We start from the raw sequence: 22,467 nt of genomic DNA, 5'->3' as shown, positions 1-22,467 counted from the left end.
TCGTTACGCCGACTACCTGGACTCCGACGGGTTCACCGTGCTGAACCAGGTGTCCACCGTCGGTGCGTTGCTGCTGGGTGTCTCGGTGCTGCCGTTCGTGTGGAACGTGTTCAAGTCCTGGCGTTACGGTGAGGTCGTCACCGTGGACGATCCGTGGGGTTACGGCAACTCGTTGGAGTGGGCTACCTCGTGCCCGCCGCCGCGGCACAACTTCACCTCGATGCCGAGGATCCGTTCGGAGCGTCCGGCCTTCGAGCTGCACCACCCGCACATGGTGAAGACCGCCCGTGAGGAAGCGCACGTGGGACGCCACTTCTAGACTCCCGTGACCCCGGTGTCTGATCCGGCTCCACGCCTCACTGTCGGTCGGGTGGACCGGGCTCGTCGGTCTGGCCCTCTCCCTCCCGGTCCCCGGGATCCTGAGGGCCGTCCCCGTTTTTCTGTTCCGCCCGTCGCCGGAGCCGGAACCGTCGGCGGCTCATGTCGCGGGCGAGCGTCATCGGTTGCCGCAGTCTCTTCTGCGTGGCCCACGACAGGTCCTGCATCCCGGGGAGCACCCACCCACGCCAGTAGGCGGTGACCATCAACCCGGCCCCGAGGAGCGGGGAGACGGCCATGCCGACCGCCAGTACCGGGAACTCGCCGGCGGCTCCGGACCGGTCCAGCGCGTGGACTCCCACCATGACAGCGGCGGTCAGTGCCGCCGGTGTGGCGTACAGCGTGGCTCCACCGAAGATCGCCGGGACCGACCCGGTCATCATGTCCCGGATCACCCCGCCGCCGACGACTGTCACCACTCCGAGGAAGAGGGCGGACGACCACGGTAATCCGTTCGCCAGGGCCTTCGTGGACCCGGTGGCGGCCCACACCCCCAGGACGACGGCGTCCCCGTGCACCCGGAAGATCTCCCACCCACGGGAGTTCATGTGGATCAGCATCGAGGTCAGCGCCCCGAACAGCGCCAGGCCGACGTAGCGCATGTCCTGCATGGCTGCCGGCGGCCCGTTGTCGATGAGGACGTCACGGATCATGCCTCCACCCAGTGCGGTGACGATCGAGAGGAAGACGATGCCGATGAAGTCGAGGTTGCGGGCCCGGGCGATGATCGCCCCGATCATCCCGTAGAGCACCACCCCGATCAGGTCGAGGGTCTCGTAGACCGTCCTGACCGACGGGTCGACAAAATCCATGACGCCGAGAGTATCGTTTCCTCACCGATACCTGGAAGACGGGGCTTGCGGCGGTCGCCCGCCGGTTACTCCACGCCGCGCCGCGACAGGATGACCGTGGAGGCGACCATCACCACCAGGGCCCCCGCCATGATGAGCCACTGTGACCCCTCCACCTGGAACCTCTCGCCGAGGACGAGGTAGCCCAGGACGAAGGCGACGATCGGCTCGGTGATCGTCATCGCCGGCAGGGAGTTCTTCAGTGCCCCGGCGTTGAAGCTGGCCTGCTGGACCAGGGTGCCGATGACGGCGCAGGCGACCAGCCCGTAGGCCTCCCAGCTGGTCAGCAGGCCGGCCGCGCCCTCCTGGTAGAAGATGTTGACCACGGACTTCGAGAGTACGGCCAGGTAACCCATGATCGCGCCGGTGACAGCCCCGAGCACCAGCGCTCGGGTGCGCAGTCGCAGCCGGGTGGCCAGCCACATCAGGCCGACGAGGACGACGACCCCCACACCCAGTGTCACCATCCACCTGCTCAGCGTGGGGAAGTCGGAGCCGGGGAGGGGGCGTCCCCACACCACGACGACACCGACGGCGACGGTGAGCAGCGTCGCCCACGCCATCTCGGGGCGTGAGACGCGGCGTCCGTCGAAACGCGCGGCCAGCGGCAGGGTGAACATGAGCGACAGCACCAGGATCGGCTGGACGACCAGCAGTGTCCCGAAACCCAGGGCGATGATCTGCAGGCCGTACGCCGCGAGCGCGCAGAAGACGCCCGCCCACCACTTCGGGCGGGCGACGGCGGAGAACACCGGGGTTCCGTGGGCGTTGTCGCGATCGCCTGATGTCTGTTCGGCGACCTGGTGCCGGAGGATCGTTCCCCAGGCGACGGTGAGGGCTGACAAGAGGGCGAAGACGACAGCGAGCAGGTTGCTGTGCATCATCAGCACCTCAGAGTAGTCGCAGGCGGCCGGCGACGCGTCAGGGGCCTGCCTGAGACTCGCCGGGGGTGTTACGCGCGGAAGTACTCCTCGATCGTGTCGAGCATGTACATCGCGGAGTAGAAGTCGATGCGGAAGGTCTCGCCGCCGAACTCGAAGACCCGGTCGTTCTTCACGGCGTAGGCGTCGCGGGCGGTCGGCTTCTCCTTCAGCTGGTCACCGACGGGGTTGTCGGCGTCGGCGTTGGTGGCGAAGACCGTCCTGCCGGTCAGCGCCTTGTCGAGGTTCTCGTCGGAGACCTGGACCACGTCGGTGCGTCCGGTGAGGTTGCCGTCCTTGCGGACGAGGTCGTCGGCCGGGACGTCGAGGTCCCAGCCGAGTTCGGTGAGGATCCGGCCCTGGGCGGACTCGTCGGTCATGAAGTTCAAGCCGCCGTCCTGCGCCGGCAGGACGAACTGGACGGGCTGCTCCGGTTCCTCGATGGCGTCGGAGACCTCGGCGGCACGGTCGGTGAACGTCCGGATCGTGTCCTGTGCGTCCTCTTCGTGGCCGGTGATCTCACCGAGCTGGGTGGTCACTTCGGTCCAGTCCTTGTCGGAGTAGTCGAGGACGACGGTCGGCGCGATCTCCCCGAGGCGGTCCGCGAGGTCGGGTGCGGCGTCTGCCCCGGCTGCGGAGACGATGATGAGGTCGGGGTCCTCGGCGGCGATCTTCTCGAAGTCCGGCTCCAGCTGCCCGATCTCCTTGACGTCGCGCTCGTCGGCGACGTCGGCCCACTGCCTGAAGAAGCCCTTGTCGTCGGAGGTCGGCCCGGGGGTCGCTGCGCCGGAGGCGATCACCGGCGCGTCGATGGACAGCAGGCTGCCGGTGAGGGTGACCGAGGTGGAGACGATCCGCTCGGGTTTCGCCGGGATCTCGACCTCCTCGGTCCTGTCGGTGGGCCTGCCGTTGTCGACCGCGATGGAGTCGACGGTGCGCGGCCAGGCCTCCTGCGACGCGGTCGAGGAGTCGGGGGCTGAGGCGGTGGACGACGGGCTGTCGTCGTCGCCGGAGCAGGCGACGAGGCTGACGGCCACGCCGGTGGCGAGGAGTGCGGCGGCGGTGCGGCGACGCAGGACGGTCTGACGGGTCATGGGTTCTCTCCCTTGAGATGGACAGGCCGGCGGCTGGACCGCCGCCGTGCAGGTCGTGCGGGAAACATCCTAGCCAGCGCACCCTGTCTGAGGTAGGGGGTACTTCAGGTGATGCTAACCTCGGTACCGTCACGGACCGTCATCCACCGTCCGCCAGCACCGCCGTCAACAGTGAGGACCTTCCCGACGTGCCACGTATCAGCAGAGACACCGACATCTACCCCATCACCATGCGCGAGCTGGAGGTGCTGAGGATCGAGGACGTCACCCCCGGCATGCGGCGTGTGGTCTTCGGCGGGGAGGGGCTGCGGGCCCACGTCCGCGACGGTGAGGAGGTGCCGGCGATCGTGTCCGACGGCTTCGACGATGACATGCGGATGATCTTCCCGCACCCGGTCACCGGGGAGCGGCCCTACCCGGTGTCGCTCGGCGACGGGCGGTTGGACTGGACCGCTGAGGTCAACGAACTCTTCCGCACATACACGGTGCGCCGCTGGTCGCCGGACGCCGGTGAGTACGGCGAACTGGTCGTCGACTTCGCCCGCCACGGCGCGGGACTCGCCGAGGGGTGGTCCGCCACCGCCGCCGTCGGCGACCGGGTCTACGCCGCCGGGCCGAAGAACTGTGCCTCGCTGCCGGTGCACACCGACTGGCTGCTGCTCGCCGGCGACGAGACCGCGCTGCCCGCCGTCGGACGCTGCCTGGAGGAGACCCCGGAGGGGCACCGGGTGGTCGCCGTGGTGGAGGTCGCCGAGCGCGCCGACATCCAGAACGACCTCGCGGAGGTCGACTGCCGCGACTCCCTCGACCTGCGGTGGGTGGTCCGCGCCGAGGGCGGGGACTTCACCGCGACCGTCGCCGCACTGGCGCAGGAGGGTCTCCTGCCGGAAGGCACCCCCTTCGTCTGGGCCGCCGGTGAGGCGGGACGGCTGAAGTCGGTGCGGCGGCTGGTCAAGGAGCTCGGCGTGCCCCGGGAACACGTGCAGATCACCGGGTACTGGCGGCGGAACGAGGCCACCGGTGAGACCTCCACCGGGGAGTCCGCCGGGGACGCCGCCGGTGGGGACGCCGGTGCCGCGGCGTCCAGCATGTCCCCGTTGCTGCAGCTGCACGAGCTCACCGAGACGGCACCGGGCTTCGCCCTGCAGGCGGCGGCGCGGCTGGGGCTGTTCGAGGCGGTGGACACGGCCGCAGAGGCGGCGGGCGGCGCCGCCCCGGTGCACGCCGTCGCCGGGGCCGTCGGCGTGCCGCAGGACCGCCTGCTGCGTTTCCTGCGGTACCTCGAGTCCGTCGGGCTGCTCACCCTGCACTCCGGCGACGGGGGTACCACCGTGGGCCTGACTGCGCTGGGGGAGGAGCTCGCCCATCCGGACGGTCTGGTCGCCCGGCTCACCGGGCCGGACGCCCTGCAGTCCCTGACCTGGCTGCACCTGGCAGACGGGCTGCGGGACGGGGCCCCGGTGCCGGTGGGTGCCACTGGCAGTACCTGGGAGGAACTGAGTCGGAAGGACTCCACCCTGGGGGAGGCGCTGGCCGACAGTGAGGCCACGCGGGCGCAGTGGGTCGCCCCGGCGCTGGCCGCCCGGCTCGACTCCCTGCCCGGCGGTGCGCCGGAGCACGTCGCCGTGTTCGGCGGGGCCGAGGGTGTCGCCGCCGCGGTCTACGCCGACGAGCTGCTGCGGCACGCCGGGGACCTGACGGTCACCGTCCTTCTCAAGGCAGGTCAGCACACCTGCGGGCGGGAACGGCTGCTCGCCGAGATAGGCGGACCGCGCCGCGACCGGGTCGAGATCAGCGACTGGGAGACTGCAGTAAGCGGCGCAAGGGACGGCACAGTGGGGACGGTCGCCGACCTCGTCCTGCTGCTGGACCCCTACGCCGTCTGCGGCCCCGGGGAGGTGCCCGGGCTGCTGTCGTCCGCGGTGGCGGCGACGGGTGGACGTGGCCGCGTCCTGGCCGTCACCCGGCTGCTCGCGGAGAGCGGTGACGAGGACCACGACTACGAGGAGGACCTCACCCGCATGCTGGTCTCCGGACGGAGCCTGCCCACCGCCCGTGACCTGTCCTCCGCCGTCGCCCGGGCGGGCCTGCGGGGCGTGGCAGACATACCGGTCGGTTGGGGCAGTCACGCCGTGGTCGTCAGCGCATGACACCCGAGGTGGGCAGGGGTCACCGCGGGTATCGGGCGGGCCGGGTACTCAGGTACTCTGTCTAGGGTCTGAGCAATAATCTCGAGAAGTCCCGTCAACACGGGAAGGTGGAGCTGGGAACTGTGGCCCTGATCGTCCAGAAGTACGGCGGATCGTCGCTGGAGAGCGCCGAACGCATCCGGCGCGTCGCACAGCGGATCGTGGAAACCAAGAAGCAGGGACACGACGTGGTCGTGGTGTGCTCCGCCATGGGCGACACCACCGACGAACTGCTCGATCTCGCCAACCAGGTCAACCCGGTCCCCCCGGGCCGTGAGATGGACATGCTGCTCACCGCCGGCGAGCGGATCTCCAATTCCCTGGTCGCGATGGCGATCGACTCCTTCGGTGCCGAGGCGCAGTCCTTCACCGGTTCCCAGGCAGGTGTGATCACCACCGAGCGGCACGGCAACGCCCGCATCGTCGACGTCACCCCGGGGCGTGTGCGCGAGGCCCTCGACGCCGGAAAGATCTGCCTCGTCGCCGGCTTCCAGGGGGTCAACCGTGAGACCCGGGACATCACCACCCTCGGCCGTGGTGGCTCGGACACCACCGCCGTCGCACTGGCCGCGGCTCTCCACGCCGACGTGTGCGAGATCTACTCCGACGTCGACGGTGTGTACACCGCCGACCCCCGCATCGTCCCCAACGCCCAGCGGCTCGACAACATCTCCTTCGAGGAGATGCTCGAGATGGCCGCGGTCGGAGCGAAGATCCTGATGCTGCGGTGCGTGGAGTACGCCCGTGCGTTCAACGTCCCGATTCGTGTCCGTTCATCATTCAGCAACGAAACCGGCACCCTCGTGTCCGGCTCATTGGAGGATATCCCCGTGGAAGAAGCAGTCCTGACCGGTGTCGCCCACGACCGTTCCGAGGCGAAGGTCACCGTCCTCGGCATCCCGGACAAGCCGGGCGAGGCGGCCCGGGTGTTCCGCACCCTGGCGGACGCCGAGATCAACATCGACATGGTGCTGCAGAACGTCTCCTCCCTCGCGGACAACCTCACCGACATCACCTTCACCTGCCCGCGTGAGGACGCACCGCGGGCGGTCGAGCTGCTCAAGGGGCTGCAGGGCACCGAGGACCACCAGAAGTTCGGCCAGCTGCTCTTCGACGACCAGGTGGGCAAGGTCTCCCTCGTCGGGGCGGGCATGAAGTCGCACCCCGGGGTCACCGCGGACTTCTGCGAGGCCCTGCGGGACGCCGGCATCAACATCGAGCTGATCTCCACCTCCGAGATCCGCATCTCCGTGCTGATCCGCGACACCGACCTCGACGCCGCCGTCGCCGCCCTGCACGAGCGTTTCAAGCTCGGTGGCGAGGAGAACGCCACCGTGTACGCCGGCACCGGCCGGTAACCCCGGTCAACCCCGGTCAGCCCCAGCACGAAAGGACACCAGTCATGACCACCCTCGCCATCGTCGGCGCCACCGGCCAGGTCGGCCGCGTGATGCGTGACATCCTCGAACACCGTCCTTCGGTCCTCGACAAGATCGACACCGTGCGCTTCTTCGCGTCGGCCCGCTCCGCCGGCACCGGCATCGAGTTCAATGGCGGCACCGTCGTCGTCGAGGACGTCGAGGCCACGACCACCGAGGACCTGCGCGGCATCGACGTCGCCCTGTTCTCCGCCGGTGGTGCCACGTCCAGGGCGCAGGCGCCCCGTTTCGTCGAGGCAGGGGCCACCGTGGTGGACAACTCCTCGGCGTGGCGCAAGGACCCGGACGTCCCCCTGATCGTCTCCGAGGTGAACCCGCAGGACGCGAAGGACGTGCCCAAGGGCATCATCGCCAACCCGAACTGCACCACCATGGCGGCCATGCCCGTCCTCGGTGCGCTGCACGCGGAAGCCGGGCTGAAGCGACTGCACGTCTCCAGCTACCAGGCCGTCTCCGGGTCCGGCCTGGCCGGGGTGAAGGCACTGGCCGACCAGGTCCGCGCGAACCTCGAGGTCCTGGAGAACCTCGCCACCGACGGGTCCGCGTTGCAGGTCGAGGACCTCGGGCCGTACGTGGCCCCGATCGCGTTCAACGCCCTGCCGATGGCCGGCAGCATCGTCGACGACGGCACCGGGGAGACCGACGAGGAGCAGAAGCTGCGCAATGAGTCGCGCAAGATTCTGCACCTCCCTGACCTGCCGGTGGCGGGTACCTGTGTGCGTGTGCCGGTGTTCACCGGCCACACCATGACGGTGCACGCGGAGTTCGACTCCGCGATCACCCCGGAGCGGGCCGGGGAAGTCCTCGCCGACGCCCCCGGCGTGCAGGTGACCGACGTCCCCACGCCACTGGCCGCCGCCGGTGTCGACCCGTCCCTGGTGGGGCGGATCCGTCAGGACCAGTCCATCGACGACGGCCGCGGGCTGGTGCTCGTGGTCTCGGGCGACAACCTGCGTAAGGGCGCGGCGCTGAACACCATCCAGATCGCCGAACTGCTGCTGTAGCACCCTGTCCGCGGTGGCGCCGGGGTGTCAGAGTCCCAGGGACTCCCTGGCGACGGCGATGATTTGCCCGGCGGGAGTGCGGACTGCTGCCGCCGCCGTCGTTCCGGTCGCCCGGAGGTAGCTACGCACCAGCCGGGTCCCCACCGCGTAACCGGCCCCGGTCGGAAGACCGACCGGTTCGACGCCGAACAGGCGGGCGGAGGCGTCCCCGTGGATCCAGGCGGTGAAGTTCTCCATTCCGGTGAGACCTGCGGAGTCGGTGACACGCTGAAGGACCTCGGTGGACCACGCCGACGGATCCACGAAGTGGGTGTGGCCGCGCGGCCCGTGGAGTTCAGTGGCGAACACGTCCGCCAGGCCTTCGGCGACGAGCTGTTCACCCAGGGTGACGGTCGCCGGATCCCACACGACACCACCGGGGGAGTAGCGCACGTTGTGGTGGAGTTCGTGGACGGCGATCGCCTCCAGGCGGGCGAGTACCGTCGGGGTCGGCCAGAGGTGCACCTGGATGTAACCGCTGATGCCGCCGAAGGCGACCAGGCCCCGGACCTCGTCCATGAAGTGGGGGTCGTCGGGGTCACCCACGCCGAGCAGCACGGTGACGTCGGGAATCGTCGCGCCCGGATCGGCCTCCCGCAGAGCACGGGCCCCACGCCTCAGCGCGGTCTCCGTCCGTTCCCATGCACGGTTGTCGCTGAGCAGGTCGATCGCACCCCGGATCCTCTCCAGGTAGGTGTCGGACGCCCTGTCACCGTCCCAGGCGAAACCCAGACTCCGCCGGTCCACCTCCGCGGCGTCGACGTCGCCCGGAAAATAGCGGAACATGCCGCTCATGGGTTCCCACATGGCGCGCACCAGGTCAGCGCGTGAGTCCACGGGGGCGTCGATGACCGCGGTCATCGCACGGCGTGAGTCCAGGACAGTGATTCCGGTGATGTCGTTCATACCGGGGAGACTAGAGGCTGACGTAGCGTGAGGGTCAAGGCGCAGGCGGCACCGGCCGCCGGTCGGTTCACTGCCGGGTCGTGTGCGCCTGCGTCGTCTCCACCAGGTCGAGCACCATGTCGGTGAACTCGGGTGTCGGCCCCGGCGTCGCGGCGCGGACCATCGTCACACCCAACTCGGCGGCGGTGTCGGCGGCCTCGTTGTCCAGGTCCCACATGACCTCCATGTGGTCGGAGATGAATCCGACGGGGACCAGCACGATCGGGCGGTCGTCCGAGGGCACGGTCGCCTCGAGGTGGTCACAGATGTCCGGCTCCAGCCAGGGGATGTGCGGAGGTCCCGAGCGCGACTGCCACACCAGCTCCACGTCGGTGCCGTCGTCCCCGTCGGAGGCGAAGCTGCTCAGCGCACGGATCTCCCTCGCGGCGGTGAGCACCTGGCCCGAGTAACGGTGGGTGGAGTCCGAGGAGGACGCCTCATCGGCGGACACGGGTACCGAGTGCGCCGTGAACAGCAGTCGGGCGTCCGCACGCTGACCGGAGGGGAGACTCTGCCGTGCCTCGTCCACCAGCCGAGCGAAGGCCGACAGGAACAGCGGGTGGTCGTGGAAAGGGCGGATCTTCGTCATGGTCGGCGGGGTCACGCCGGCGTCCCTGCAGGACTGCAGGGCCCGCTCGATGTCCTCGCGGTACTGGATGTCGCCGGAGTACCCGCCCCAGGCGGACGTCGCGAAGACGATGACCTCAGTGACGCCGTCGGCGACCATCTGCCGGGTGGTGTCCTCGACGTAGGGCTCCCAGTTGCGGTTGCCGAAGTACACCGGCAGGTCCAGCCCCCGCTCGGCGATCTCGGCACGGAGATGGTCGATGATCTCGAGGTTCTGGTCGTTGATGGGGCTTTTCCCGCCGAAGCGGTAGTAGTGCTCCCCGACCTCGACGAGCCGCTCCCGGGGGATGCCGCGGCCCCGGGTGACGTTCTCCAGGAAGGGGACCACGTCCTCCTCCTTCTCCGGGCCTCCGAAGGAGAGGACGAGAAGCGCCCTGCGGGCGGTGGTGCCAGACATGCCAGACTCAGCCATGCCCATAATCCTACTCGTCGGGCAGTCCCAGCTCGTGGACGAGGGCGGCGCGCAGGGTCGGGTGCCGGAACGTGTGACCGTGGCGCTCGAGGACGGAGGGGGCCACGTTCTGGTCGGCGAGGGCGAGCTCCTCCGCGCCCTGCACCCCGAGGAGCAGCGCCGGTGCTGCGGCAGGCACCGGAATGCTCAGCGGAACCCGGAGGCGCTGCAGGTCGGCGAGGGTGGAGGTGAACTCCGCGTTGGTGATCATCTGCGGGCCCACCGCGTTGACCGGGCCGGAGAGCCCCTCGTCGAGGACGGCGCGGACGTACACGTCCACCAGGTCGTCCACCGACACCCACGGGAAGTGCTGGCGTCCGGACCCCAGTACGCCGCCTCCCAGTCGGCTCGATGCGCTGAGAGCGGTGAGCAGGGGGGACCCGCCGGCAAGGACAAGACCGGTACGCACCGCGACCACGCGGCGGCCGGCGTCGGACGCGGGGCGGCAGGCGGCCTCCCAGTCGGCGACGACCTCGGCGAGGAACCCGTCGCCGGCGCCGGCACGCTCGCTGACCCGCCCGGCACGCGTGTGGCCGTAGAAGCCGACCGCGGACGCGCTGATGAACGTGCGGACGTCCCCGTTGGCGGCCGCGAGCTCGGCGAGCCGCCGGGTGGGGCCGACCCGGGAGTCACGCACGGCGGTCTTGTGTCCCTCGGTGAACCGCCCGGCGATGCCCGCCCCGGCCAGGTGGACCACCGTGTCCACCCCGTCGAACAGCGACGGTGAGGGCCCGTCGGGGTCCCAGACCCGGGCGTCCGGCTCGTGGGGCAGCGGAGAGCGCGACAGCGGGACCACCGTGTGCCCGAGCATGCGCAGCAGCGCGACGAGGCGGGTGCCGACGAGGCCCGTCGCCCCGGTCACGGCCACAGTGCGGTGCCCGGTGACGGTCGCGTCACCGACGCGTGCCCGGTGGGCGAGGTCGTCGGCGAGTTGGCGGTGGCGGTAGCGGAAGACGCGGTCCAGCAGCGCACCCGGGGCGGTGCCCTGCACGGTGTCGGTGAGCAGGGTGCCCCGGGTGGTGGCGGTGTCGTCGTCGTGGAAGGCGTGGGAGTGCCTCCACCGCATGATCTGCCGCAGCGGGGGATTGACGCACTCGTCGACGAAGTGCCGGCCCTCGACGAAGTCGTCCGGCCGGTGGTGCGCCTGCCAGGTCCGGAGTCCCGGGACACCGCCCGGCAGGGAGAGCACGGTGGTGCCGTCCTTCAGGGAGGACGCCTCTGAGGCGACGCTGAGCAGGGAGAATCCCGGTGTCAGCCGGGTCACCGCGCCGGGGCGGGTGTGCCAGTCCCAGACATCCTGACGGGGGAACTGGAGGTGTTGGTGGTAGCGGTGGGTCACGAACCCCAGTGTAGGTCCGCTGCAGTGTCGGTGCCGTTGTTGCCGTTGGCGCCGTTCCCCGCTCCCGTCTCTGTCCCCCGGCCGGAGGCGGCGAGCAGGTCGGCGCGGGCCCGGGCGACGCGCGAACGGATCGTGCCCACCCGCACCCCGCAGATGTCCGCGGCCTCGGCGTAGGTGTGACCGAGGATCTGGGTGAGGATCAGCGCCTCCCGACGGTCCGGCGCCAGGTCGTCCAGCATCGCGCGGGCGTCCACCAGCTCGGCCCAGGTCTGCCCGCCGGTGGTGTCGGGCGAGGTGGTGAGCTCGGTGGCGTCCTCCCACTGCTCGGCGGACTTGCGGGGGCGTGCCATGTCGTGGCGCACGCTGTCCACCCAGGTGTGCCGGGCGAGGGCGAGGATCCACGTCCTCGCCGAGGAGCGGGCGGCGAACCGGGGCAGCCCGCTGAGGGCGCGCAGGTAGGTCTCCTGGGTGAGGTCGTCGGCGCGGTCGGCGTCCGCCAGGTGGGCGAGGAGACGCCACACGTCGCCGTGGGTGGCCTCGATGAAGTCGTTGAGTGCCTGCCGGTCGCCGCCGGCGGCGCGGAGGGCGAGGTCGGTGACGGCCTGGTCGTCCTGCCGGCCCTGACCGCGCGTGCCGGTCCGGTCGCCCGGCCGGGAGCCGTCGCGTGCCGACTGCAGGGTTCTTCTTCGCACGGTTCCGGAGTCTAGCACCGACGTCGCGGACCCGTGACCTTTGCTTCTGTCGCTATTACTATCGCCGAAGAGTTACAAATAGTTGAAACCATTCAAAGTGTTGATATTGATAGTGCGGACCTGAAGATTCGCGTGTATAACGGGAACAGACGGCACCTCGCCCCCGTGACCGACGATCACGCCGACCGGGCGTCTCCGCCGTCACCCACGACTGACATGCGCGTGGAGCGTGCAATGACGGAGCACCGCACCTGCACCTGCACCGCAGCCTCCAGGAGGGAACAGACATGAGTACCGACGACAACCGCACCACCGCAGCACCGGGTTCCGGGGAGATCGCCGCCCGCGGCGTCTGCCCCTACTCCGGACACTCCACCAACGCCAACGGCTCGCCCGTCACCACCGAGGAGCACTCGGTCACGGTGGGGGAGCAGGGCCCGATCGCCCTGACGGACGCCCACCTCGTCGAGAAGCACGCCCACTTCAACCGTGAGCGCATCCCGGAGCGCAACGTCCACGCGAAGGGGTCCGGCGCCTTCGGCGAGCTCACCGTCACCGCCGACGTCTCCGCGTACACCCGTGCCGACCTGTTCCAGCAGGGGCGGGTGACCCCGATGCTCGCGCGGTTCTCCACCGTCGCCGGCGAGCAGGGCTTCCCGGACACCGTCCGCGACGTCCGTGGCTTCTCGCTGAAGTTCTACACGCAGGAGGGCAACTACGACATCGTGGGCAACAACACCCCGGTGTTCTTCCTGCGCGACGGCATGAAGTTCCCCGACTTCATCCGCTCCCAGAAGCGGCTGACCAACGGCCTGCGCAGCGCCGACATGCAGTGGGACTTCTGGACCCGCAGCCCCGAGTCCGCCCACCAGGTCACCTACCTCATGGGCGACCGCGGGATCCCGAAGGACTTCCGCCACATGGACGGCTTCAGCTCGCACACCTACCAGTGGATCAACGCCGACGGTGAACGTTTCTGGGTGAAGTACCACTTCAAGACGCGTCAGGGCTGGGAGTTCTTCACCGACCAGGAGGCCGGTGAACTCGTCGGGTCCGGCGACTTCGACCACTCCCGCGCCGATCTTTACGAGGCCATCGAGCGCGGCGACTACCCGACCTGGGACGTCAAGGTGCAGATCATGCCCGTGGCTGAGGCGGAGAACTACCGCTGGAACCCGTTCGACCTGACGAAGACCTGGTCGCAGAAGGACTACCCGCTCATCGACGTCGGGCACTTCACCCTCAACGCGAACCCCCAGAACTTCTTCGCGCAGATCGAGCAGGCGGCGTTCGCGCCGTCCAACATCGTCCCCGGTGTGGGATTCTCGCCGGACAAGATGCTGCTGGCACGTGCCTTCGCCTACGCCGACACCCAGCGCTACCGGCTGGGGACGAACTACCCGCAGCTGCCCGTCAACCGTACGGTGGTCGCGGAGCGGAACTTCTACACAATGAAGGACGGTGCGGCCGCCTACGAGTTCCCCGCCGACGGCACGCCGGTCTACTCGCCGAATCGCTTCGAACGCGGTGAGGGCACCGCGGACGTGTCCGACGGGTCCGGCGTGGTGGAGAAGGGCGTGGAGCCCGGACAGTCCGCCTACGGCTTCGGACGTGGCCAGGAGTCCGCGACCGGCCCCGCGGAGGACCTGGGCCTCTTCGACGACAACTACGGTGGCGACCTCACCCGCGGCGCGTACGTGCGCCACCCCGAGGACGACGACTTCGTCCAGGCCGGGATCCTGGTCCGTGAGGTCCTGGACGACGACGCCCGGGAGCGTCTCGCCGGCAACATCGCCCGGGCCATGCAGGGAGTCTCCGAACAGGTCGAAGGGCAGTGCTGGACCTACTGGGGCAGGGTCGACGAGAACCTGCGCGACCGGGTCCGGGAGATCTACACCGACCTGAAGGGCTGATCTGGCTGCCCTGAACGGCCCGGCCCTCTGGCCCCGTGGCTCCGCCGTTTCAGCGGCGGTGCACGGTGTTTCTCCGTTTCCGCTGAGTTTCGCCTGAATACCCTCAGCGTTGTAGTCTGCATTCCGGGTGGAATCTAAACCACCTTCACATTCACCGGACATACAGCGAGGAGAGTCGTGCCGTACCATACCCCTACCCGTACCAGTACCCACCGACGACGGAGCTCCCGGTCGTGGTCCTCGCGTGTCCTCGCCGCCGGGGTGGCGGTGCTCACCGCCGTGGGGCTCGGCGCCGCCGTGACACCGGCCGCGCAGGCCGACGGCCGGAACATCGTGACCCTGGGGGGACTCCTTCTCCTCCAACCCTGACCAGGTGCGCAACACCCTGCGCGGCGTCCCCGGCCCGATCGGCGACTGGGCGAACGACTACCCGCAGACCGCCGGGTGCCTGCAGGCCCCCAACAACTTCCCGGCGAAGCTCGGCCGGTCCACCGGCCGGCCCGTGGACGACTACTCCTGTACCGCCACCACCTCCGGGTCGATGATGCACCGGCTCAACCAGGCCATCCGTGCCGGTGCGGTCCGCAACGACTCCACCGTGGTCATCGCCGTGGGCATGAACGACTACGGGCTCTTCGGTGCGGTCGACAACCGCACCAACATCCTCGACCCCCGTCACGTCGCCGCCGTCTACCGTGCGAACATGCAGCGGGCCGCGGACCGGATCCGGTCCGTCGCCCCCGACGCCCGCATCGTGGTCTCCGGCGCCCTGCCCACGGTCGACCGTGCGACGTCCACCTTCTGCGCGGTCAACGTCGTCCCGGACCTCCCGGCCGGGGTCCCCGTGCCGCACCTGCGTGACGTGGAGAACTGGAACCGCGACAACCAGCGCGCCGCGGCCAGGGACATCGGTGCGACGTATGTCGAGGTCATGGACGGAGCACGCGGGCACGACACCTGCGCGCCCGACCGCGACCGCTACGTCGCCGGCATCATCGACACCACCACGCCGGACTACACCATGATGTTCCACCCGTCGGCGAACGGTTCCCGCTACCTCGCGGACACCGTCGCCCCGCACGTCTGACCCGCAGCGGGCCGGGACGTCAGAAACCCCCGGCGGGGAAGATCCTGTGGTCTGTCCCCGCCGGGGGTTCTCCGTCGCCTGCCTGGAGCTAGTGCGACCCGCTAGTTCGACTCGCTAGTTCGACTCCTTGGCGCGTTCACCGCCGGACAACGGCACAGTGTGGTCCCACAAGGTCGCGTGCAGGGCACGGCCCATCACGTAGGAACCCACGGCCTGGACGACGAGCAGCGCCAGGATGGCGACGACACCCCTGACCAGGTATCCGAACACGAAACCCTCGGTGGCCCAGGAGTTCACGAAGTCGGCAGCGACGAGCAGCGGGAGGCCCATGCCGAGTGCGGGGCCGAGCATGTTGACCTGGCTCAGGGCGTCCGGGGCGAGGTACATGGCGACCGCCGAGACGAGCACGTAGAGCGCCCCGACCACGGCGAGGACGCTGACGATGATGGCGGGGACCCACCCGATCTCGCCGGTGTGCTGGAGCACGGTTCCCTCGCCGGCGAGCAGGTGCACGGCGGGCTGTGACTGTGTGAGCATGTTTTTCTCCTACCTGCGTCCTCGGGTGATGATCCGGGCGAAGGCCATGGTGCTGATCGCGCCGCCGAGCCCGGCGAGCAGCACGACGTCGTAGGTGATCGCGGAACTGTAGAACAGGCAGTACACCAGGAACCCGGCGATGATGGTGAGGAAGACCATGTCGGCCAGGACGGCCCGTCGGGCGTCGTTGCGCGTCGACACCGCCCGCCACAGCACCAGTGCCATGGCGGCGGCGATGATCATCGCCGCGACACCGGCGAAGATCCACAGGAATTGTGTCGGTGTCACTTCGACTCGTCCTCTCTCTTGTCGGTCTTCCCGGTCTTCCCGGTCGCCCCGGTGTCACCGGACTGTCCGGTCTGGGGGTGGCCGTGCCGGCCGCGCAACCGGGACAGGGGGGTGCCGGGGAGTCCCCGGCGTCCGCTGAGGTCCAGGTCGGGCTGCGGCAGACGGGACCGGACCTCGAGAGCGTTGACCAGCGAAGCGATCGGGGAGGTCCGCCGTCCGGAACGGGACGCCTTGGCACCTCCGGTCGTGGGTGCGGCCTCGTGCGCCTCCGACAGCGCGGAGACGCCGCCGTCCCGGGAGGGGGCGACGCGGGACGGGTCGATGCCCTCCTCGAGGTCCTCGGAGTCCGGGCCGCCACCGGTGCCCCGGTCGTCGTCCCGGTCGTCGTCCCCATCGTCGAGGTCGAGGGCGGGGGGACTGAGTTCCTCCGCCAGCTTCCGGCGGCGGCGCTTCTCCTCCTCCTCGATCCGGCGGCGCTTCTCCTCGGCGGCCTTGCGGGCGTTCGTCTTGGCGATCTTCTCACGCTGTTCGCGGGAGAGGCTGTCGAGGTCGTTGACGTCGAGACTGTCGTCCTGCCGCATGATCGCGGCGACGAAGGCTGCGGCGTGCGGGGTGGAGTCGACCTTCTCCACGTCGAAGACCCCGTCCTCGCTGGCTCGTCCACCACGGTTCCCACGGTAGCCGCGGGGGCCGGGGACACCGCGCTCCACGAGGTGTTCCACGTCGAACTCGATCTTGCGTTTGCGCACCGACGGGGAGATCTTCGCCTCCATGACTGCCAGGGAGTGCAGCAGTTCCTGCGGGTCGGCACCGTACATGGCGTGGACCGCGAGGAACCGCTGGACCCGGGTGAGCCCGTGGGTCCGGAACTCCGAGGTGGCCACGGAGCTGGCGTCGTTGAGGTTGCGCTTGCCGGCGGCGGCGTCCTCGTCGACCTCCTTGGGGCCGGTCACGCCGAGGGCGAGGGTGCCGGGCGTCATGGTGATGGACGCGATGAACACCGCGATGTCGCGTTCCCTGGTGAGCCGCAGCGGGTAGTAGATCATCACCGGGGCGATGTGACGACCTGTGGTGAAGGTGTCGTAGGCCATGATCGTGGATTCCTTCACGATCTGGCCCACGAGCCACACCGAGTAGGAGGTCCCGTGGCCGATCTGGTGGAGTAGGTTCTTCAGTCCCATCACCGCGCTCCTTCCGTGTACGCCAGTCCGGAGTGCTCGGACGGGAGCACCACGCCCACCGCCTCGTCCGGGTCGCCGATGATCGCGTGGACGTAGTCCGTGGTGTCGGTCAGCGACGCGGCCGCGTCGCCGGTGACCTGGGTGATGACCCCGATGAAGAGGAACATCCCCACGCTGAGCACCATCATCGTGGCACTGGGCAGGGTGAGCCTCACGCTCACCGCCAGGCTGGGGTCCATGTCCTGCTTGTCCATGGGCTTGCCCCAGAAGCACTTCCGCCAGACGTGCAGCATGCTCAGCAGCGCGCCGACCGACGCGACGACGACCGCACCGACACCGACCCACACCATGGGGCCGGAGTCACCGACCATGGCGAAGATGAGCATGAGCTTGCCCCACAGGCCGGAGAACGGCGGGAAGCCGATCAGCGACATGGCCGCCGCGGCGAAGACGACGGAGATCATCGGGTCGCGTCGCATCAGGCCGGAGAGGCGGCGGAGCCGGCCGGTGCCGTAGGTCTCCTCCACGGCGCCGGCGGCCATGATCATCGCCGCGGCGGTGACCATGTGGTGGAGCATGTAGAAGATCGCGGCGGAGAGCATCAGCTCGGCGCTGCCGCCGAGGAAGGCCAGCGCCACGAGGATGAACGGGATGCCGTTGACCATCTGGTAGGAGATCACCCCGCGCAGGGTGGTCTCGCCCAGGGCGGCGAAGCCGCCGATCATCATGCCGATCACCGCGAAGACCAGGATCGGCACGGCCCAGCGGTGGTCGCCCTCGAAGATGGTCATGTACACCCGCAGGATGGCGTACACGCCGACCTTGGTGTGCAGGCCGGAGAACAGGGCCATCACCGAGGGGGAGGTCGAACCGTACGCCCGGGGCAGCCAGGTGTGCACCGGTGCGGCACCGGCCTTCACCGCCAGGGCGATGAGCACGATGCCGAGGGCGAGCAGCAGCTGCCACTGGGTGCCGAAGATCCCCTCGGCGAACCCGTCCGCACCGCGCTCGCCGGCGGCACCGGCGAGCGCGGCCATGTTGGTGGTGCCCACCACCCCGTAGACCAGGGCGACGCCGGAGAGCAGGCACAGTGAGGTCACCAGGTTGACCAGCACGAAGGTGCGGCCGGCGGCGAGGCGTGCCCAGGTTCCCGTCATGGCCAGCAGGCCGAAGGACGGCATGAGCATGACCTCGATGAAGACGAAGAGGTTGAACAGGTCCGCGGTGAGGAAGGCGCCCCAGACACCGGCGAGCAGCATCAGTGTCATCGCCGGGTAGAAGCGTGCGCGGGACTCGCCGACGGCCTCGGCGAACCAGTTCGCGGTGAGGGCGACGACGGCGGTGGCGACGATCATCACCGCGGACAGTGTGTCGGCGGCCAGGGGGATGGACACGCCGCCGACGAAGGAGCCGACGTTGTCGGCGACGACGGTGGTCTCCCCGCCGCCGGCCACCTGCGTGAGCAGGAGGACGCCGCCGACGACACCGGTCGCCGGCACCAGCAGTCCGAGGAGGCGGCGCGGGAGGCTCCACGGCAGGACGGCGGCGACACCGGCCGCCATCAGCGGGACGACGACGAACAGGGCGAGAAGTGGTCCGACGGTGTCGGGGCTCATCAGTAGTCCACCTCTCGGTCACGGCGGCGCTGCGCCTGGGCTGAATCGTGGTCGATGCGGTGGGCGGAACGCAGGCCCACCGTGTCCAGGGCGCGGAACTCGCGGCGGGCGCGCTGGACGTCCTCGCCGGAGCGGGTGTCGTCGTCACGGCCCAGGGCGGCGAGTGCGAGCAGGACGGCGGTCGTCGCCATCGAGATGACGATGGCGGTCAGGACGAAGGCCTGGGGGAGGGGGTCGGCCGAGTCCGCCGGCAGGGTGCGGTCAGCCAGCGGGTCGGACCGCCAGGCGCCGATACCGGTGGCGAGCAGCAGGAGGTTCACTCCGTGGCTCATCAGCGTCGTGCCGATGATGACCCGAACCATGCCGCGTTGCATCACCATGTAGACGCCTGCCGCGACAAGGAGGGCGATGATGGCCGCGATGATCATCGGTTGTCACCGTCCTTTCCCTTGCTGTTTCCGTCGTGTCCGTCGTGTCCGTCAGGTTCGCTGTGCCCGTCTTCCGGGGTGTCTGCGGCGGTGCCGCCGGGTTTCCTCCCGTTCCTCCTGCGTTGCTCCTCGGCCACGGCGGAGGGGTTCAACGGGACGGCTGACCCGCCGGCGGTGATCGCCACCTTCGAGCCGGCCACCGCCCGGAGTTCGGGACGCTGGGCCATGGTGGGCGACGTCTCGACGGGACTGGCCTTGGACGGCCGTCCTGCCTCGGCACCGGGGCGGTCGCGGCCGCCGAGGGAGTTCAGCACGATCGTGACGATGCCGATCACCGCGAGGTAGACGCCGCCGTCGAAGAAGAGTGAGGAGCTGAAGTGCTCGGAGCCGATGTAGAAGTGGATCGGTGCCAGGAAGCTGCCCTCGACGAAGCCCACCAGTCCGGTGACCAGGGCGAGGATGATGCCGCCGCCGACGAACTGGTAGCCCAGGTCCTTCCCGCCGATCTTCTTCGCGTTCGGCTGCACGAGGTACCAGAACACCAGGCCGAGGGCGAGCATCAGTGCGGCGAGGAAGCCGCCGCCGGGGGCCTGGTGGCCGCGGTAGAGGGTCACGGCCGAGTACACGACGAGGACGGCGAGGAACGGCCAGATGACCTGACGTCCCAGGATCGAGTTCAGGTGCGTGCTTCGCAGGTACTTCGAGTAGAAGGGGGCGAGCTCCGGGACCTTGTGCACGTCCGGGAACTTCGTCGACCCCTCCTTGCGGAACAGCTCGGCGGTGGAACCGGGGCCGTACCCCGGCACCGGGGACTTCGGCACGGAGGCCACGATCGCGGCGATGACGATACCGGCCATGCCGAGGACGGAGAGCTCGCCGAGGGTATCCAGTGCACGGAACTCGACCAGGATCGCCGCCACGATGTTGTTCGCCCCGGAGACGTCCGGCGACTCGGTGATGTACCACTGCGCGAGCTCCGGACGCGGGTGCCGGCCGATGAGCAGCCAGACGCCGATGAACACCACGAGACCGACGATCGCGGCCAGGGTGACGGCGAACTTGGTGCGGTTCTCGCCCTCCTTGAGGTAGAGGCGCGGCTGGTGTCGCACGACCAGCATGAGGAACACGGTGACGATGAACTCGACCATGAGGTTGGTCATGGCCACGTCCGGCGCGCCCAGGGTCAGCATGATCCAGGACACCCCGGCGCCGGCCACACCGACCAGCACCACCGAGCCCATGCGGGAACGGGTGGAGATGATCGCCATGGTCACGAGGAACATGATCAGCAGGCCGGCGATGTCGGTGATGTTGTCGATGCCGCTGACCCGCGGTGGCAGGGCGCCGAGTTCCTCGAGTCCGCCGGGGCCGAAGAAGGCGGCGACGGTAAGCACGAGAACGAGCACGAAGATCCACAGCAGGTGGCCGTTCGGGCTCAGGGTGGTGCCGAGTCGGCTGACCAGGCGCCCCCACCGGCTGGCCATCCGCAGGGTGAAGGCGATGAACTCGTTGCCGGTGAAGGGGAAGAGCCGGTGGTCCTCCATCCAGTCGGTGTAGGCGCGGTGGCGCAGCGCCACCAGGACGGCACCGAGGACGACGACCGCGAGGGTGATGTAGAGCGGGATCCCGAACCCGTGCCAGAGCGCCAGGTGGGAGTGTGATGCGCCGGCCCCGATGGAGCCCACCACGGAGTCCAGCGGAGAGTCGACGGCGGCGAGGAACAGGACCACGGGCAGGGAGAGGACGCCGGGGACGGCGGCGGGCAGCCAGAAGGAGACCGGGGCTTCCCTGACCTTCTCCGTGGGGACGACATCGGCGGTCTCCACGGCGGAGCCGGTGTCGATGAACGCCCCGATGAGGTACTTCGCGGAGTACATGAACGTCGCGACGGCGCCGAGACCGGCGGCGACGAGCAGCACGATCTGCCAGGAGGGGAGCAGCGGTGATTCGGTGAACGCCTCGAGCATGCCCTCCTTCGACACGAAGCCCAGGGTGGGGGGAAGCCCCGCCATGCTGGCCGCGGCGACGAGGGCGGCGGTGAAGGTGGCGGGCATCCGGCGCCAGACCGAGCCGATCTCGCGGATGTCACGGGAGCCGGTCTGGTGGTCGACGACGCCGATGATCATGAACAGCGAGGACTTGAACATGGCATGCGCCGCGGTGTGGACCACTGCGGCGGCGAGCGCGAAGGGGGTGCCGATGCCGATGGTGGCGACGATCCAGCCGAGCTGGGAGACCGTGGAGTAGGCGGTGAGGCGCTTGAGGTCCGTCTGCTGGTAGGCGAAGACAGCCGCCATGACGGCGGTGGCCATGCCGGAGATGATCAGCATCAGGTTCCAGACCAGGACGTCGGAGAAGATCCCGGAGAAGCGCAGCAGCAGGTAGATACCGGCCTTGACCACCGCCGCCGCGTGCAGGAAGGCCGAGACCGGGGTGGCGGCCGCCATGGCCTCGGGCAGCCACACGTGGAAGGGCAGCTGTGCGGCCTTGGAGAAGCCGGCGAGGGCGACGAGGACGGCGACGAGAGTGGTGAGGGAGGCGTCCTGCCCCCACACGTCACTGGCGATGATCCCGGAGATGTTCGTCGTCCCGGTCGCCGAGACGGCGATGCCCAGGGCGACGAGGAGGCTGAGGCCGCCGGTGAAGGTGAGGAGCAGGGTGCGGACGGCACCCGGTTCACCGGTGTGGCCGGCCCGGGCGATGAGGAAGAAGGACGCCAGGGAGACGAGTTCCCACCCGATGAACAGGACGGAGACGTCGTCGGCGAGGAAGAGGAGCACCACCGAGAGCATGAACCCCGTCATCAGGACGTAGAAGTTCATGATATGTTCCCCGCGGTGGAGGTACCGGGAGGAGTAGGCGAAGACCGCCGAACCGATCAACAGGGCCAGCAGTGTGAAGAACATGCCGAGCGAGTCCATGCGCAGGGCGAACTCGAGGTTGCCCGCGGAACCGTCGACCCCGGGTACTATCCCTTCGGCCCAGGTGGCGGAGAAGACCGCGTCCCGCCCGTCGAGGATGTCCCCGGCGTGGGAGAGGACGTAGGCGGCGACCCCCAGGAACACGGCGGCCAGGGGCCAGCCGGCGTTGCGGTCGAGAGTCTTGACCAGGACCGGGGTCAGTGCGAGAGCTATGGCAAGCACCACAGGAACGACGATCAAGGTCACGGTCTCACCAACACCTCACTGTAGTTCTGATTCGGTAGGTGCCCCATGGTTCCCCGACTGCCGGACCGCGCGTGCCCGACCACCGGTGGGCCCTGCCAGGACCCCGGCTACCTCATGCGACGTGACAAGTTTATCAGGCGTGTCGGACACGGGTACGGGCGCCACTTTGCAGTAGAGGCCGTCGCAGCGACGTTGTTACCATCGGTGGGATGACACCCACACCCTCATCTGCAACGTCATTCACCCCAGGCTCCGACCCGGACTCCACCTCCGATTCCACCC

The 22,467-nt window shown here is 69.3% G+C and carries 19 protein-coding genes and 1 pseudogene; 7 read left to right on the top strand and 13 right to left on the bottom strand.

What is annotated here, in order from left to right; translation table 11 throughout:
- A pseudogene (locus tag Q0A34_RS02970) lies at positions 1-319 on the top strand (cytochrome ubiquinol oxidase subunit I); the annotation flags it as partial.
- Between the two features lie 37 nt (positions 320-356).
- Here the strand turns inward: Q0A34_RS02970 and Q0A34_RS02965 are convergent.
- The 3 genes from Q0A34_RS02965 to fepB all read right to left on the bottom strand — a co-directional run bounded on the left by Q0A34_RS02965 (position 357) and on the right by fepB (position 3,243).
- A complete protein-coding gene (locus Q0A34_RS02965; protein WP_291478315.1) occupies positions 357-1,190 on the bottom strand; it encodes a TRIC cation channel family protein in 834 nt (277 codons plus the stop codon).
- Between the two features lie 65 nt (positions 1,191-1,255).
- Complete coding sequence (locus tag Q0A34_RS02960; protein ID WP_291478313.1) at positions 1,256-2,113, bottom strand: DMT family transporter; 858 nt, start codon at positions 2,111-2,113, stop codon at positions 1,256-1,258.
- A 68-nt stretch (positions 2,114-2,181) separates the two neighbouring features.
- A complete protein-coding gene (gene fepB, locus Q0A34_RS02955) occupies positions 2,182-3,243 on the bottom strand; it encodes a Fe2+-enterobactin ABC transporter substrate-binding protein (protein ID WP_291478312.1) in 1,062 nt (353 codons plus the stop codon).
- A 188-nt stretch (positions 3,244-3,431) separates the two neighbouring features.
- Here fepB and Q0A34_RS02950 point away from each other — a divergent pair, with 188 nt between their 5' ends.
- The 3 genes from Q0A34_RS02950 to Q0A34_RS02940 all read left to right on the top strand — a co-directional run bounded on the left by Q0A34_RS02950 (position 3,432) and on the right by Q0A34_RS02940 (position 7,875).
- Positions 3,432-5,393 carry a siderophore-interacting protein gene (locus Q0A34_RS02950; RefSeq protein ID WP_291478310.1) on the top strand — a complete coding sequence of 654 codons (1,962 nt, stop codon included), beginning with the start codon at positions 3,432-3,434 and terminating at the stop codon, positions 5,391-5,393.
- A 122-nt stretch (positions 5,394-5,515) separates the two neighbouring features.
- Complete coding sequence (locus Q0A34_RS02945) at positions 5,516-6,790, top strand: aspartate kinase (RefSeq protein ID WP_291478317.1); 1,275 nt, start codon at positions 5,516-5,518, stop codon at positions 6,788-6,790.
- A gap of 44 nt (positions 6,791-6,834) precedes the next feature.
- Positions 6,835-7,875 (top strand): aspartate-semialdehyde dehydrogenase, encoded by a 1,041-nt coding sequence (locus tag Q0A34_RS02940; RefSeq protein WP_291478308.1) that lies wholly within the window; start codon positions 6,835-6,837, stop codon positions 7,873-7,875.
- A 27-nt stretch (positions 7,876-7,902) separates the two neighbouring features.
- On the opposite strand, the gene Q0A34_RS02935 is transcribed toward Q0A34_RS02940, so the two are convergent.
- From Q0A34_RS02935 to Q0A34_RS02920, 4 genes are all read right to left on the bottom strand, one after another.
- Entirely contained in the window at positions 7,903-8,820 is a 918-nt protein-coding gene (locus Q0A34_RS02935) for a DUF2268 domain-containing putative Zn-dependent protease (protein WP_291478306.1), read from the bottom strand.
- A 67-nt stretch (positions 8,821-8,887) separates the two neighbouring features.
- Positions 8,888-9,898 (bottom strand): ferrochelatase, encoded by a 1,011-nt coding sequence (locus Q0A34_RS02930; protein ID WP_291478304.1) that lies wholly within the window; start codon positions 9,896-9,898, stop codon positions 8,888-8,890.
- 10 nt (positions 9,899-9,908) lie between these two features.
- On the bottom strand, positions 9,909-11,276 hold the full coding sequence (locus tag Q0A34_RS02925) for a TIGR01777 family oxidoreductase (protein ID WP_291478302.1): 1,368 nt from the start codon (positions 11,274-11,276) through the stop codon (positions 9,909-9,911).
- The gene (locus Q0A34_RS02920) at positions 11,273-11,968 is read right to left on the bottom strand and encodes an RNA polymerase sigma factor (protein ID WP_291478300.1); all 696 of its coding nucleotides are present in this window, start codon (positions 11,966-11,968) and stop codon (positions 11,273-11,275) included. The genes Q0A34_RS02925 and Q0A34_RS02920 overlap by 4 nt, the downstream gene beginning before the upstream one ends.
- A 287-nt stretch (positions 11,969-12,255) precedes the next feature.
- Here Q0A34_RS02920 and Q0A34_RS02915 point away from each other — a divergent pair, with 287 nt between their 5' ends.
- From Q0A34_RS02915 to Q0A34_RS02905, 3 genes are all read left to right on the top strand, one after another.
- Positions 12,256-13,881: a catalase gene (locus Q0A34_RS02915; protein WP_291478298.1), complete on the top strand. Its 1,626-nt coding sequence runs from the start codon at positions 12,256-12,258 to the stop codon at positions 13,879-13,881.
- Positions 13,882-14,058: 177 nt separating this feature from the next.
- Complete coding sequence (locus tag Q0A34_RS02910) at positions 14,059-14,250, top strand: hypothetical protein (RefSeq protein WP_291478296.1); 192 nt, start codon at positions 14,059-14,061, stop codon at positions 14,248-14,250.
- A gap of 4 nt (positions 14,251-14,254) precedes the next feature.
- On the top strand, positions 14,255-14,968 hold the full coding sequence (locus tag Q0A34_RS02905) for a GDSL-type esterase/lipase family protein (protein WP_291478295.1): 714 nt from the start codon (positions 14,255-14,257) through the stop codon (positions 14,966-14,968).
- Between the two features lie 114 nt (positions 14,969-15,082).
- On the opposite strand, the gene Q0A34_RS02900 is transcribed toward Q0A34_RS02905, so the two are convergent.
- From Q0A34_RS02900 to Q0A34_RS02875, 6 genes are read right to left on the bottom strand one after another with little or no spacing between them, the layout of a single operon-like run.
- On the bottom strand, positions 15,083-15,505 hold the full coding sequence (locus Q0A34_RS02900; protein WP_291478293.1) for a Na+/H+ antiporter subunit G: 423 nt from the start codon (positions 15,503-15,505) through the stop codon (positions 15,083-15,085).
- A gap of 9 nt (positions 15,506-15,514) precedes the next feature.
- Complete coding sequence (locus Q0A34_RS02895) at positions 15,515-15,793, bottom strand: cation:proton antiporter (RefSeq protein ID WP_291478291.1); 279 nt, start codon at positions 15,791-15,793, stop codon at positions 15,515-15,517.
- A complete protein-coding gene (locus Q0A34_RS02890) occupies positions 15,790-16,974 on the bottom strand; it encodes a Na+/H+ antiporter subunit E (RefSeq protein ID WP_291478289.1) in 1,185 nt (394 codons plus the stop codon). The genes Q0A34_RS02895 and Q0A34_RS02890 overlap by 4 nt, the downstream gene beginning before the upstream one ends.
- Positions 16,974-18,590, bottom strand: a complete 1,617-nt coding sequence (locus Q0A34_RS02885) for a monovalent cation/H+ antiporter subunit D family protein (RefSeq protein ID WP_291478287.1) — start codon at positions 18,588-18,590, stop codon at positions 16,974-16,976. Before Q0A34_RS02885 ends, Q0A34_RS02890 begins: the two co-directional genes overlap by 1 nt.
- Positions 18,590-19,018 (bottom strand): cation:proton antiporter subunit C, encoded by a 429-nt coding sequence (locus Q0A34_RS02880; protein ID WP_291478286.1) that lies wholly within the window; start codon positions 19,016-19,018, stop codon positions 18,590-18,592. The genes Q0A34_RS02885 and Q0A34_RS02880 overlap by 1 nt, the downstream gene beginning before the upstream one ends.
- Positions 19,015-22,185, bottom strand: a complete 3,171-nt coding sequence (locus Q0A34_RS02875; protein ID WP_291478285.1) for a DUF4040 family protein — start codon at positions 22,183-22,185, stop codon at positions 19,015-19,017. Before Q0A34_RS02875 ends, Q0A34_RS02880 begins: the two co-directional genes overlap by 4 nt.
- Positions 22,186-22,467: the final 282 nt, after the last annotated feature.

Origin of the sequence: Corynebacterium sp. (genome assembly GCF_022712195.1) — a bacterium.
Taxonomy (GTDB): Bacteria; Actinomycetota; Actinomycetes; order Mycobacteriales; family Mycobacteriaceae; genus Corynebacterium.
Note: the sequence above shows the minus strand (reverse complement) of the source record. Positions and strands in the feature narration are given on the sequence as shown.